At 42.8% G+C, this 15,206-nt stretch carries 8 protein-coding genes; all 8 read left to right on the top strand.

What is annotated here, in order from left to right:
* Nucleotides 1–8 precede the first annotated feature (8 nt).
* The 8 genes from IEY67_RS01405 (at nucleotide 9) to IEY67_RS01370 (ending at nucleotide 15,141) form a co-directional block, all read left to right on the top strand.
* Nucleotides 9–2,666 carry an alpha-L-rhamnosidase gene (locus IEY67_RS01405; protein WP_183670306.1) on the top strand — a complete coding sequence of 886 codons (2,658 nt, stop codon included), beginning with the start codon at nucleotides 9–11 and terminating at the stop codon, nucleotides 2,664–2,666.
* A 111-nt stretch (nucleotides 2,667–2,777) separates the two neighbouring features.
* Complete coding sequence (locus IEY67_RS01400; RefSeq protein ID WP_183670308.1) at nucleotides 2,778–5,894, top strand: glycosyl hydrolase; 3,117 nt, start codon at nucleotides 2,778–2,780, stop codon at nucleotides 5,892–5,894.
* Nucleotides 5,895–6,107: 213 nt separating this feature from the next.
* On the top strand, nucleotides 6,108–6,992 hold the full coding sequence (locus IEY67_RS01395; protein WP_122353607.1) for a TIM barrel protein: 885 nt from the start codon (nucleotides 6,108–6,110) through the stop codon (nucleotides 6,990–6,992).
* 4 nt (nucleotides 6,993–6,996) lie between these two features.
* Nucleotides 6,997–8,139, top strand: coding sequence for a glycoside hydrolase family 43 protein (locus tag IEY67_RS01390; RefSeq protein ID WP_183670310.1), 1,143 nt, complete (start codon nucleotides 6,997–6,999; stop codon nucleotides 8,137–8,139).
* 136 nt (nucleotides 8,140–8,275) lie between these two features.
* Nucleotides 8,276–9,166, top strand: coding sequence for a YitT family protein (locus IEY67_RS01385; RefSeq protein WP_122353605.1), 891 nt, complete (start codon nucleotides 8,276–8,278; stop codon nucleotides 9,164–9,166).
* Between the two features lie 629 nt (nucleotides 9,167–9,795).
* Nucleotides 9,796–10,344: an RNA polymerase sigma factor gene (locus IEY67_RS01380; protein ID WP_122374755.1), complete on the top strand. Its 549-nt coding sequence runs from the start codon at nucleotides 9,796–9,798 to the stop codon at nucleotides 10,342–10,344.
* 66 nt (nucleotides 10,345–10,410) lie between these two features.
* Nucleotides 10,411–11,493 carry a FecR family protein gene (locus IEY67_RS01375; protein ID WP_183670312.1) on the top strand — a complete coding sequence of 361 codons (1,083 nt, stop codon included), beginning with the start codon at nucleotides 10,411–10,413 and terminating at the stop codon, nucleotides 11,491–11,493.
* A gap of 123 nt (nucleotides 11,494–11,616) precedes the next feature.
* A complete protein-coding gene (locus tag IEY67_RS01370; RefSeq protein ID WP_183670314.1) occupies nucleotides 11,617–15,141 on the top strand; it encodes a TonB-dependent receptor in 3,525 nt (1,174 codons plus the stop codon).
* Nucleotides 15,142–15,206: the final 65 nt, after the last annotated feature.

The following is a 15,206-nucleotide window of genomic DNA, read 5'->3' as shown; positions in this document are numbered from 1 at the left end:
TTACGGATATGAAAGGCATTTATTTAAAAGTATTATTTGCGTTTGTCTCGCTGTTAGCCGTTTCGTGCAGTACCCGTTCGTCGTTGGATATCGATGGTTTGCAGTGTGAGAACTTAAATGAGCCGTTGGGAATCGACAATACCTCTCCTCACTTCAGTTGGGTGTTAAACTCAAAGGAACAAGGTGCCGAACAAACAGCTTATCAGATACTGGTCGCTTCGGATAAAAAGTATTTGTCGGAAGGAAAAGCAGACCTGTGGAATTCGGGAAAGATGGAGTCAGACAAATCCGATGGGGTTTTATACCAGGGTAGTCCTCTGAGTTCCAGGAGCTTTTCCTATTGGAAAGTGCGTGTCTGGGATGGAAAAGGGAATGTGTCCGCATGGAGTGAACCTGCTTGTTTTGGAGTGGGATTGCTGCATCCGGAAGATTGGACTGCCCGGTATATCGGTATGAACCAGGCCGAAGGCCAAATGGAATCACCGCTATTCCGGAAAACATTCCAATGTAATACACTTGGAGAAAAGATGTTGCTCCATGTGAATTCGTTGGGTTACCATGAGGTATATGTCAATGGAAAACATGTCGGCGATGCTGTATTGACGCCGGCTGTCTCCCAGTTCGATAAACGTTCCCTGATCGTTACTTATGATGTTTCCGGACTTGTTCAGAAAGGTAGTAATGAGATTGTTCTCTGGTTAGGTAAAGGCTGGTACCGCGACGGACTTCCGGGCGTTGTGGAAGGCGGTCCGTTTGTCCGTGCCCAGCTGGAAAGCAGAGACGAAGGAGATTGGACTACGGTTTTGGTTACGGACGATTCCTGGCTGGCTCGTAAAAGCGGTTATGTCTCGACAGGAAACTGGAGACCGCATCAGTTTGGCGGGGAGGTTGTAACGGCTTCCGAACTGCTTCCCGATTTAACTGCTTCTACATTGAATAGCGTTGAATGGGAAAAAGTAAAAATAGCTTCGATACCGGTCCATAAGGCTACGCCGCAAATGGCAGAATTGAACCGGATTCAGAAAGAGTTCCATCCGGTATCATGCCAGGCATCCGGTGATACCGCCTGGATCTTCGATATGGGAACGAACTTTACGGGGTGGACGAAAATAAAGTTTCCGGCATTGGCTTCCGGTCAGAAGATACGGATTAGCTATTGCGATTTTCTGAACGAAGAAGGGCAGTTCAGAGACAGACTTTATGAAGATTATTACATCGCTTCCGGTAAAGCAGGGGAGAGCTTCGTTAATAAGTTCAATTACCAGGCCTATCGGTATCTGAAACTGACGAATCTGAGTGAGGCTCCGGCGCTAACCGATATAACAGCTTGCCTGGTTCATACGGATTATAACGGAAGTGCCTCTTTTAGTTGTTCGGATGAAGACTTAAATGCAATTCACGATATGATCCGCTATACACTCCGTTGTTTGACGTTAGGTGGGTATATGGTAGACTGTCCCCAGATCGAACGACTGGGGTATGGTGGCGACGGGAATGCCTCGACGCAGACCGTTCAGACAATGTATAATCTTACTCCTTTATACATGAACTGGATGCAGGCATGGGCAGATTGCATGAGAGAAGACGGAGGTATGCCTCATACGGCCCCTAATCCTTATATGGCAGGAGGAGGCCCGTACTGGTGCGGATTTATCATTACAGCTTCCTGGGCTACCTATGTAAATTATGGCGACAGCCGTCTGATAGAACGTTATTATCCTTATATGCAGAAATGGCTGGAGTATGTGGATGAATATACCGTGAACGGTCTGCTGAAAACATGGCCGAACACCGATTACCGGAATTGGTATCTGGGTGATTGGGCTACTCCGACCGGGATCGACCAGACAAATCCTTTATCGGTTGATGCCGTTGATAATTGCTATATATCGGTTTGCTATCAAACGATGTGTAAGATAGCGAATGTATTGGGTAAGGAACAGGATAAACAGGCGTATGCGGCTAAATATAAAGACCTGAATACGCTTATCCATAAAACGTTTTATGATCCCGGGCAGAAGAGTTATGCTACAGGTACGCAGATCGATTTGATCTACCCGATGCTGGTCGGTGCAACACCGGAAGATGAACAGTCTGATGTCAGGAATACCCTGTATCGTGTCACGAAAGACCGTTTTAACGGACATCTGGCAACAGGACTGGTGGGGATTCCTGTAATAACCGAATGGGCTGTGAAGAATAAACAGGCCGATTTTATCTATGGAATGTTGAAGAAGAGAGAGTATCCGGGCTATTTGTATATGCTGGATAATGGAGCGACTACGACCTGGGAGCACTGGAATGGAGAGCGTAGCCATATCCATAATTGTTATAATGGTATCGGCTCCTGGTTTTACCAGGCTTTGGGAGGTATCAACCCAGACGAAGCGAATCCGGGATACAAGCATGTATTTATTCAGCCTCAACTGGTAAAAGGTATTTCATGGGTGAAAGCAGCGAAAGAAACCCCTTTCGGAATGTTAGATGTGAAATGGGAAAAGACGGACGTAGCCTTTACCCTGGATCTGAGTATTCCTGTTGGCTGTAAAGCTACGGTTTTGTTACCCGTTAAAGCCAAAAGTGTTTCGATTAATGATGTAAAGTCGGACAAATTGGATCAGCTGGAAATACAATCGGGGAATTATCGGATTACATGTGCTCTGTAGGAATGACAGGCAGTAGTGAAATATCATTTTTATCAACTAAATTGTCAATTTTATAATTTAGAAGAAAGGCTTAACCTATTCTTTTGTACAAACGAATAAATCTTTAAGTATATGAAAGCACAAAACATTGTAAAATACTTATCCGGTGTTATTGCAGGAAGTGCCCTATCATTCGGTTTGGTTAGCTGTCAGAATACCAGCGTGCAAACGCAGGATTCTTTTACCACTATAGAAAAGGATTTTAAAGATCCGCCTGCCGATTTTAGAAGTGCTCCGCTGGCAGTCTGGAACAGTAAAGTGACCGAGGCCGAAGTAGAGCGTACGATGCGCGAGCTGAAAGAGGCCGGTTTCGGAGGTCTTTTCATTCATCCCCGTCCGGGTATGATCACTGAATATTTGGGTGACGAATGGTTCTCTCTCTATAAACATGCGGTAGAGTTCGGGAAAGAGATAGGTATGAACGTCTGGATTTATGATGAAAACTCCTATCCCAGCGGATTTGCCGGTGGCCACGTGCCGCAGGAAATGCCGGAATCTTATAATCAGGGCCAGGGATTGGCTTTGACAAAGGCTGAATTACTTCCGGAGGATACAGCCCCTTATTACATGTGTTTAAAAAAGGAAGGCGATGCCTGGAAAGATATTACAGCCCAAATGGCTGAATATAAAGGAACCAAAGGAGAATATTACCTGTATAAGAAAACTTATATGGGGAAATCGGATTGGTACGGCGGTTATTCGTATGTGGACCTGTTGGTTCCGGGAGTAACGGAAAAGTTCCTGGAAGTAACGATGAAGAACGGATATGAAAAGACGCTGAAAGGAGAATTCGGTTCATCCATTAAAGGTATTTTCTCTGACGAGCCGAATATCAGTACTCCGGGCGGATTGCGCTGGACTCCGGATCTGTTCGATGTCTTCCAGCAAAAATGGGGTTATGATTTAAAACCGTTGTTGCCGTTGCTGGAAGAAGAGACCGGCGACTGGAAGAAGGTGCGTCATAACTATATGGAGACTTTGTTGCAGTTGTTTATCGACCGTTGGTCAAAACCTTTCCATCAGTATTGTGAAGAGAATAACCTGGAATGGACCGGTCACTACTGGGAACACGGATGGCCTTATATGAATGACGGACCGGATAATATGGCCATGTATGCCTGGCATCAGATGCCTGCGATCGATATGCTATTCAACCAGTTTGATGAGAAAAGCCCTGTAGCGCAGTTTGGTAATGTCCGTTCGGTAAAAGAATTGCGTAGCGTCGCCAATCAGATGGGATATTCACGTACGTTGAGTGAAACGTATGGTGGCGGTGGCTGGGACGAAACCTTCAAGGATTTCAAACGGCTCGGAGACTGGGAGTATGTCCTGGGAGTAAACTTTATGAATCAGCATCTGGCACATATGACTCTTACGGGTGCCCGTAAATACGATTATCCGCCGGTATTTACCTACCATTCGCCGTGGTGGGCCGATTATAAGTCGCAGAATGATTACTTTGCCCGTCTGTCTTTACTTATGAGCAAAGGGGTTCAGCAGAACGATATATTGATCATAGAGCCTAATGCTACATTATGGAGCTATTATTCACATACTAAGAGCAGTCCGAAACTGATGGAAATCGGTCAGGCTTTCCAGACTTTTATAACGACTTTGGAAAAGAGCCAGGTAGAATATGATCTGGGTTCAGAGAATATTATAAAAGATCATGGGACCGTTGCCGACGGTAAGTTTATTATCGGTAAAGCGGCATATACGACAGTCGTATTACCTCCGATGATGGAAACATTGAATAAGCCGACATTCGATTTATTGCAGAGCTTTGTGCAACAGGGCGGACGTGTGGTCACTTTCTCTTCTCCTTCCTTGATCGACGGTGCTGAGAATGCGGATTGGAAAACGATACTTTCTGCCCAGTCTGTAACTTCCGTTCCCCAGTTGACGGATGCAGTTATTCAGAATACATTTGCGGATGCAGATTGCCGGTTCTCGTTTAGCGGAGGCGATTTATACCACCAGCGCCGTCAGTTTACCGATGGGGAATTATTGTTCCTGGTAAATTCATCCCTGGATGAAGCTGTGGACGGAACGGTTACTGTCAACGGGAAATCAGCTGTTCAGATGGATGCGATGAGTGGAAATATCTATACGTATCCTTCGACGAAAGCAGACGGTAAATTGACAATGAAGTTCCATCTGGAACCAGCCGGAAGTTTACTGTTGTATAGCTCCAAAGGTTCACAGAAGTCTTATCCTGAAATGCCGGCCGTTGCAGGCTCTACTCCGGTTCCGGCTGTTAGTCCGCTTCAGGTTAACCGTTTGAAGGATAATGCACTGAATATCGATTTCTGTGATGTGAGTGTCAATGGAAAGACAACAAAGAATGTTTACTTTGCACAGGCAGCCGATATCGTTTTCCGTGAATATGGTTTTGCGAATGGTAACCCCTGGAATACTTCCGTACAGTACAAGCGGAATATTTTAGATCGGGATACCTTTAAGAACGGTGGCTTTACGGCGATTTACCGTTTTACTGTAAACGATAAGTTCGATTATTCAAATATGAAACTGGTTTCGGAACGTCCTGAATTATTTACTGTTAAGATCAACGGCGAACAGGTGAAACCGATACCGGGAGAATGGTGGCTGGATCGTTCGTTCGGCGTTTATGCTATAGGAAAACAGGTGAAGACAGGTCTGAATACTGTGGAATTGAGTGTTAGTCCTATGAGCATCTTTGCAGAGATAGAGCCGGTTTATGTCCTGGGAGACTTTGCCGTTGTCCCGGAAAAGTTAGGATGGAGTATCAGTGCTCCGGTTGAAAACCTGACATTGGGTAGCTGGAAAGCACAGAAGCAACCGTTCTATTCCTGGGGGGTAAGTTATTCCAAAGATTTTGAGGTAGAATCTCTTTCAACCCCGTATGCTGTTCAGTTGAACGACTGGAAAGGAACGATTGCCGAAGTCTATGTCAATGATCAGAAAGCAGGTATTATTGCATACGATCCCTATCGTTTGGATGTAACATCTTATCTGAAGGAAGGTAAGAATAAGATAGATGTCCGGGTAATCGGCAGCCATAAGAACCTGTTAGGCCCGCACTATCGTAATCCGGCCCCGGGCCTGGCTTCTCCGTGGCATTGGAAAGGAATAGAAAAGCCTATTCCTGGTAATGAATATCAAATGATGGATTATGGTCTGATGACTGATTTCGATTTAGTACATTAGTACTTCTTCGGTCCATATAAACAACACAATAGTCCTGAATGGCTTATAACTATAGTCCTGATCATAGTAGCACTATAGGATGGCAGCCATTCTCACTATTGTGTTGTTTTATTATTTTAAGGAAGAATGGGTGTTGCCGTGGATAGACAAGGTGCTGAAATAGATTCTTTTCTTATATTTGTACCATCTAATTAATTATCAATTCTGAATAACATGGAAAACATCTCAAGAAGAACAGCCATTAAGACCGCACTGGTGGGTGGGGCTGCGTTAGCCGTATCCGGACTGGATGCAGCGAATCCTGCAAAGAAGAAAAAAGTAGAAACAAAGGAACCGCTTAAGGGGAATATACGTCACTCCGTTAGTAAATGGTGTTTCGGCGACTATCCGCTGGATGAATTTTGCGGAATATGTAAGAATATAGGCATTGAATCGATCGAGTTACTCGATCCGAAAGATTGGCCGGTGGTACAGCAACATGGGTTGACGGTAGCTATGTGTCAGGGAGCCGGTTTAGGGATCGACCGTGGGTTTAATGATCCTAAACTGCATGATGAACTGGTTGCCAGTTATGAACAGGTAATTCCTTTGGTAGCAGAAGCCGGATTGACCAATCTGATCTGTTTCTCCGGTAAACGGAACGGCCTGACCGATCTTCAGGGATGGGAAAATTGTGAAAAAGGTTTGAAGCGTCTGATGCCTTTGGCAGAGAAGCATAATGTGGTCCTGACAATGGAATTGTTGAATAGTGTGGGACACAAAGATTATCAGTGCGATCATACAGTCTGGGGAGTGGAACTGTGCCGCCGTGTCGGTTCGCCTAACTTTAAACTTCTGTATGATATCTACCATATGCAGATCATGGAAGGAAATATTATTGAGAATATTCAAAAGTATCACGAATATTTCTCCCATATCCATACCGGCGGTAATCCGGGACGTGCGGAGATCGACGAGACACAGGAACTTTATTATCCGGCTATCATGAAAGCGATAGTGGAAACCGGTTATAAAGGGTTTGTCGGACAGGAGTTCGTTCCGCGCCAGCAGGATAAGATCGCCTCTCTTGAAAAATGTATACGTATTTGTGACGTCTGATCGTATGAAGAAAGGTCAGATTATACAGTTGTGTATCCTGTTGTTTGCCGTTGCTTTTGTGAGTTGTAAAAGTAAAACAGGGGCAGAACAGGCAGGGGGCGTATTTACTCCCGGTGAACTGTGGCCGGATAACAACGGGACGCATATCAATGCTCACGGTGGCGGTATTCTTCATGCCGGTGATACCTATTACTGGTTTGGCGAGCATAAGACGGAAGGAACAGCCGGAAATAATGCCCTGGTCGGTGTTCACTGTTATTCCTCCAAGGATCTGTATAATTGGAAAGACGAAGGTATCGCTCTGTCTGTCGTGGCGGATGATTCGACACATAACATAGCGAAAGGCTGTATTCTGGAACGTCCGAAAGTGATCTATAATAAGAAGAATAACAAGTATGTCATGTGGTTTCATCTGGAGCCGAAAGGGGCGGGATATTCCGGTGCTCTTAGCGGTATTGCCGTAAGCGATCGAGCGGTTGGTCCTTATACGTTCCTTCGTGCCGTACGTCCGAATGCCGGTCATTGGCCGATCAATGTGCAGGATATTCATAAACAGCGGGTTCCGGAATCGGATAGGAGTCAGTTTACAGGCGGTAGTTTGCCAGCTCATCCGGACAGTCTGAATTTACTCGGACGTGACATGGAAGGCGGACAAATGGCCCGCGATATGAATCTGTTCGTCGATGAGGATGGTAAAGCCTATCATATCTATTCTTCCGAAGAGAATAGTACGCTGCATATCTCTCAACTGACGGACGATTATACCGGTTATTCCGGTGCTTATGCCCGTTTCTTCCCCGGTCGTTTCATGGAGGCTCCGGCTATGTTCAAACGTGACGGGAAATATTACCTGATCATGTCCGGCTGTACCGGATGGGCGCCGAATGCGGGACGCTCGGCCGTCGCTTCTTCTGTTTGGGGACCCTGGGAGGAACTGGAGAACCCGTTTGCCGGGGCGGATGCCGACCTCTCTTTCCATTCCCAAAGTACGTATGTTTTACCGGTTCCGGGCAAACCGGGGCAATTCATTTATATGGGTGACCGATGGACTCCCGACAATGCGATAGATGGCCGTTATATCTGGCTTCCTATCCGTTTCGATGGTGACCAGCCCGTCATTGAATGGCGTGATAAATGGAGTTATTGACTGCCTAATCCGTCGTAATAGAAATTTAACAATCTGTTTTTTATAAATTCATTCGAATCATACCGATAAATTGATTTAATCTTCATTAATTTTGCAGCTTCGTTTTTGCGGAGCTGCAAATTAATAAACTTTTAAAATGAAACCAACTTTATCGATTACCTCAAGGCAGTTAATGCTGAGAGAGCTGCACGATTACCTGATGATCGCTCTTGGCATGCTTTTCTATGCTATTGGGTGGACAGTTTTCCTTTTGCCCAACGACATAACTACCGGTGGGGTGCCAGGTATTGCTTCTATTGTGTATTGGGCGACCGGACTGAATGTTCAGTACACGTATTTTGCAATTAATGGCGGGCTATTGATCGCTTCTCTGATCGTTCTGGGGTGGAGGTTCAGCGTAAAGACCATTTTTGCCGTATTGGTCATGACTTTTATTCTGCCGATTATTCAAGGGGCGACAGCCGGTTTGCATTTACTTGGTGATCAGCCGTTCATGGCTTGTGTTATCGGTGCTTCTTTTTGCGGAAGCGGTATTGGTATTGCTTTTTCTGCTAATGGCAGTTCCGGCGGTACGGATATTATTGCTGCCATTATCAATAAGTACAGGGATATTACGTTGGGGCGTGTCATTCTGATGACGGACATGATCATTATCTCTTCCAGTTATTTCGTACTGCATGATTGGGAAAAAGTGGTTTATGGTTTTGCTACTCTGTATATCTCCAGCTTTGTGCTCGACCAGGTGGTGAATAGTGCCCGCCAGTCAGTGCAGTTCTTTATTATTTCCAAAAAACATGAAGAGATAGGACGTCGTATCAATAAAGATCTCCACCGGGGTGTAACGGTAATAGACGGAACCGGCATGTATACCGGACTCGGTGTGAAGATGATGTTCGTGTTGGCAAAAAAGCGGGAGTCGACTACAATTTTCCGTTTGATCAAAGATATAGATCCGGAGGCATTTGTTTCACAGAGTGCTGTTATCGGTGTGTACGGGGAAGGTTTCGACCATATCAAAGTAAAATAAATAACTCTTTATATTCACTTTCTTTCAGGCATGGAATTTATATATTCCGTGCCTGAATAGTTTGTAGAAAAGCCTTTTCTACTTAGTTCTCCCCACTGCAATGGGGAAAAGAACCCACTATAATGGGGATTTATCCCCACCGGTGCGGGGAAAATTCCCCACTCATTTTTTTGAGTGGGGAATTTTTATGGTAATTTAAGACGGTAAAGCAGGAAGAACAGGTTGCGGTATTAGATTTGTATGTTAATGCCATCGTTCTGTTAGAACTATAGTATATATTGCTACTTTTTACTGAAAACAATGATTTACTCCTATGCATAATACTTCGATTGTTAACAAACGTTCCTTAAAACGTTCATTCTTCTTCTCAATTTAACCTATTATAATAAAAATGAGCTATATTTGCATCCGTTGGGTTATTAGTTCTAACAGAACTATTTCCAACCTTTTATTTTCAAAGAGATAGATATGTTGAAAGTGTAATACTATTTATGGACTTATGAAATTATACGATCTGAATACTAATACTTACTTAATTTTGATGTAATATGAGTGTAATAATGCGTGTTTACTTTTGCACACCAATTGTTGTTGATAGGCTATTACAATAATTATAAGTAGGTATTTATATGCAAATATCCGATGAGAAATTATGGGGATTATGTTTGACAGGGGATAAAGAGGCTTTCAGGGAAATCTATTGCCGCTTCTATTCTTTATTGTATAATTATGGCTCCAAATTGGTCTCGGATAAGGATTTAGTAAAGGATTGCATCCAGGATATTTTCATAAAACTAATTCAGAACTATCAGTCTCTTTCCGCTACCCCGAATGTGAAAGGATACCTGATTAAAGCCTTACGTAATAAATTGTATGATACACTTGAAAAGGAGAAAGCCACGGATGATATCTCCTTGTATGAAGAAGTGTTTGTGACCGATGAACTGATGCCTTTACTTTCTTTTGAAGATTCGGATGCTGATAATCGGGCTAAACATCTGATGCAGGTCTTTTCGCAATTATCTCCCCATCAACAGGAAATAATTTATCTATATTATGTCAATGAACTAAAGCATGATGAAATAGCCGAGATAATGGGAATAAATTATCAGTCTAGTAAGAATCTGCTATTCAGGTCTTTGACGTGTCTTAGGAAATTATATCTAAAAAAGAATTGATTTTATTCAAAAAAAGTGAGTACCAAATGAGACCTATCCCGTAATAAGGATAAAAAGAGGTTACTTGTGAATAAAAAACAAAACATATTAAGTAAGAAATCATTTGGGCAGGCCGGGAAAGACTTACTCAGGAAAGTTCATGAAGCGGAGTCGGATAAATTACCGGAAGCTCTGGCATCATGGCAGGAGATAGAAGCCCGGTTGGATCAGCCACATACTTCATTCAGATTACGCTACCGTTATATATGGTCTGTTGCTGCATCAATAGCCATACTTCTTTCTGTCGGTCTTTATTTTGTAATGGATACGAAGAATGATACTTCTATGTCGCTTGCTTTGCTTGAAAACAACACTTCTTCTTTGTCCGGCGATGAAATCGTTTTGATCGAAAGTGAGGATAAGATGCAACTGAAAGATGAATCGTCTATCAGATATGATGTGGATGGAAAGTCGAATGCAGAGGAACACGTTGTAAAGAAGGAGACAGCAGAAGATAAGAAAGAGAAAAAAGAGGAAATAAACCAGATCATTGTCCCGAAAGGTAGAAGGGCGGATATCACTTTCTCCGATGGAACAAGGATGTATGTAAATGCCGGTACGCGTGTATTTTATCCGGCAGTATTCAAAAAGGAAAAAAGAGAAATAATTGTGGAAGGAGAGGTTTACCTGGATGTAACGAAAGATCCTTCACGTCCTTTTATTGTCAAAACAAATGGTTTTGATGTAAAAGTGCTCGGTACACAGTTTAATGTTTGCGCCTATAAGGAAGATGCTTTTGCTTCGGTCGTGTTGGTTGACGGACGGGTGGAAGTTAATTCCGGTAAGAATAACAAGTCGGAACTCTCTCCTAATCAAATGTTTGAGATAAATGATAAAGGTACGGCAATCAAGGAGGTGGATGTTTTTGAGTATATCTGTTGGAAGGATAATATGATGATGTTGAGCGACCGGAAGGTTGGAGAGACCTTGGACCGGTTGTCCCGTTATTACGGGCGTACCATTTGGTATAATGAAGAGATAGGAGATATCCCCATTTCCGGAAAACTGGATTTGCGGGAGAACATGGAAGATGTGATCAATATCATCTGCCAGTCCCTGTTCCTTCAATATAAGACGGATGCGAATAACAACGTAATAATATCAAAATAGAATTGCCTATGTGAAAGACGTCGAATTAAAAAAAGAACCGAACGATACGGCCATATCACTCGGTTCTCAAGTTTCTTGTTTAATCTATTAATTTATGTATCAAAGAAAAAACGTTACAAATGTATGAAAAAGAATGAAGAATTCAGCCGAAAACCGGCTCATTTTCTTAAAAGTGCATGTTTAGCCTTATGTCTGGTAAGTTATGGGGGATCTGTAGTCTATGCAGAATCAACCTATGCGGAACAAACCACATTGACCGTTCGCATGAACAACCGGACTGTAAAAGATGTATTTTCTTACATCGAAAAGAACAGTGAATTTATTTTTGTGTACCACGGTTCAAATATCAATTTGAACAGGAAAGTAAATGTGGACGTCAACAATCAGACCGTTGAATCCATATTGAAAAAAATGTTCGAAGGAACGGACATTGAGTATATCATTAATGACCGCCAGATTATTGTTCGTAAGAACGAAACGAACAGAAAACAAGTTGCTGTTGCCGCTCCCCAGCAGGAAAAGAAAATTACTGTAACAGGTAATGTTAAAGACGGGACAGGAGAACCGCTGATCGGTGTGAATATCCTGGTAAAAGGAACCACTATCGGTGGTATAACTGATGTCGATGGTAATTTCTCTTTACCGGAAGTTTCTCCGAATGCTGTTATCAGTATTTCTTATATCGGTTATAAGACACAGGATATTCCTTTGAATGGAAAAAGTGCATTGAATGTGACTTTGAGTGAAGACAGCGAAACACTGGACGAAGTGATCGTTGTTGGTTACGGTACACAGAAGAAAGCTAACCTTTCAGGTGCTGTAGATGCTATTACTTCCAAAGCGTTGGAAAACCGTCCTATCACAAATGTGGGGCAAGGTTTGCAGGGAACAATCCCTAACCTGAATATTACCGTTCCCAGTGGTAGTGCCAATGAAGCCAGTAAATTCAATATTCGTGGTAAAACGTCTATTAACGATGGCGATCCGCTGATCTTGGTGGATAACATTCCGACTACAGCCGGTGAACTTTCCCGTTTGAACACTAATGATATCGAGAGTATTTCCGTATTGAAGGATGCGGCTTCTGCTGCCATTTATGGTGCGCGTGCAGCTTTCGGTGTGATTTTGGTAACGACTAAAACAGCTAAGACTGATAAAATTGCTATTGGTGTAAATGCATATTATTCAACCAGAAAGATCAGCCGAGTACCTAAGCATGTAACGGATCCTTATGTGACAATGGATTTGAAGAATCAGGCAGCATGGCCGTTGTATAACCCGCTTTATACACAGGAACAGATGAATGAGGCCAAAAAATATTCAGAGAATCCTTCTTTGAATCCGGTGGCTCTAAATCCTACCGATCCTAATAAATGGGCTTACTATGGTCATACGGACTGGATGGATGAAGTTTATAATTCAACCGCTCCTTCTTACACGGTAAATTTCAATATTTCTCAGAGAGGTAAGAAAGTTGGTTACTATTTCTCCGGTGAATATTATGATCAGGATGGTATGTTCCGTTACGGTAATGACCTTTACAAGCGTTATAACATGAGAGGTAAGGTGGATTATCAGATTACCGACTGGTTGAACGTTAGTAATAATACTTCTTTCACATATCGTACATACGATGAACCTTCTTTCGGTGAATCAGGATGGTCAACCAAAGACTTCTTCCATATGGTGAACAGAACTAACTCTTTGGATGTTCCTAAAAACCCTGATGGAACCTGGACCAGTAGTGGAGGTGCACTGTTGGGAAAACTACAAGATGGTGGTCGCAAGGTAAACAACAGCCGTGAGTTCCAGACTTCATTTGCAGCAACAATTGACTTGATGAAAGATGTATGGCAGTTGAAAGCTGATGCTACATTCAGAAGAGACAGCGAAATAACAAGAAAATCATTCTTGCCTTATACTTACAAGACCGGTCCGGAAAGACCGCTGGAAACAAGCAACGTGACTCCTTCTGCAAGAAATGAAAGTGCTTTCTATGATTACAATGTATTCAATGTCTATACGGACTTCCACAAGACATTCAATGAGAAGCATTATTTGCAGGCAATGGTCGGTTTTAACCAGGAATATCGGAAGACAAATAGCTTCTGGGTGTCTCGAGACCAGTTGATCAGTGATGGCTATCCTACTCCGGAGCTGGCTACCGGTACGGTGAAGACTAGCGAAACGATAAAGGAATGGGCCGTTCGCGGTACTTTCTTCCGTTTGAATTATATCTATAACAATCGTTATATCCTCGAATTCAACGGACGCTATGACGGAACATCTAAGTTCCCGAAGAATGACCGTTACGGTTTCTTCCCTTCTGCATCTGCTGCATGGACTGTTTCTGAAGAATCATTCTTTACCAATGTTAAGGATGCTTTGAATATGACTTCTTTCAAACTGCGCGGATCTTATGGTAGTCTGGGGAACCAGGGTGTAGATGAGTATACTTATCTTCCTAGTATGTCTACTTATGAAATCGGTTCTATTCTGGATGGAAGTCGTCCTATCGGTATTTATATGCCATATATCGTTGCTCCTAACCTGACATGGGAAAAGGTATCGACTGTGAATGGTGGTATCGACTTGTCGTTCCTGGACAACCGGTTGACGGCCAATTATGACTACTATGTACGTTATACAACCGGCATGCTTACAACTGGTAAAACATTGCCTAACGTAATAGGTATCCGTGAACCGAAAGAAAATGCGGCAGATATGAAGACTAGAGGTTGGGAATTGTCTTTGATGTGGAGAGATCAGTTTAATTTGAAAGACTCGCCGTTTAATTATAGCGTACGTTTTGTGCTGGCCGATAGTCGTTCGTTTATTACGAAATTTGATAACTATGTGAATATTACAGATAAGAATGGTAATGTAATAGGTAGAACATCCAAATGGGATAAGTATTATGTTGGACAGGAAATCGGAGAGATGTGGGGATTGACAACCGAAGGATTCTTCCAAAGTGAAGAAGAACTGAAGAATCATGCCGATCAGTCTAAAGTGGGTGAAGACGACCAAAGTTATCAGTTCTATGTTGGTGACTTGAAATTTAAAGATATAAATGGGGACGGTAAAATTGATAATGGTGCTGGTACATTAGCGGATCCGGGAGACTATAAGAAAATCGGTAATAAATCTAACCGTTTACCATTCAGTGTTGACCTGAATGCTGATTGGAAAGGTTTTGATATACGTGCTTTCTTCCAGGGTATCGGAAAGAAAGACTGGTATGCAGAAGGTGGTAACCATTATTTCTGGGGAATTTATGCACAGCCTTGGACAAACGTTCAGGAGCAAAACCTGGATCACTGGACTCCAGAGAATCCGAATGCTTACTTCCCGAGAGTAAAAGCTTATATTGCCGAATCTACAGGTCATGAACTGGCCGCCGTTCAAACAAAGTATTTACAGAATGCAGCTTATATGCGTTTGAAAAACTTTACTTTCGGTTATACATTACCTAAGTCTGTAACTAAGAAAGCGGGTATCGAACGTCTGCGTTTCTATTTCAGTGGTGAAAACTTGTTTGAAGTGAGTGGATTGAAAGCAAATCTAGACCCGGAAGCATTGGACGATGATGGTAAAGTTTATCCGTTGCAGCGTTCTTTCTCTTTTGGATTTAATCTTAATTTCTAAATAATAACAATACTGGATAATTATGAGATCATTAAAATATATACTAACTGTTGGAGCAAGTTTAT

The organism is Parabacteroides faecis (assembly GCF_014647375.1).
In the GTDB taxonomy this organism is placed as follows: Bacteria; Bacteroidota; Bacteroidia; order Bacteroidales; family Tannerellaceae; genus Parabacteroides; species Parabacteroides faecis.
The sequence above is the reverse complement of the archived record's forward strand: the minus strand, read 5'-3'. Positions and strand labels throughout refer to the sequence as shown.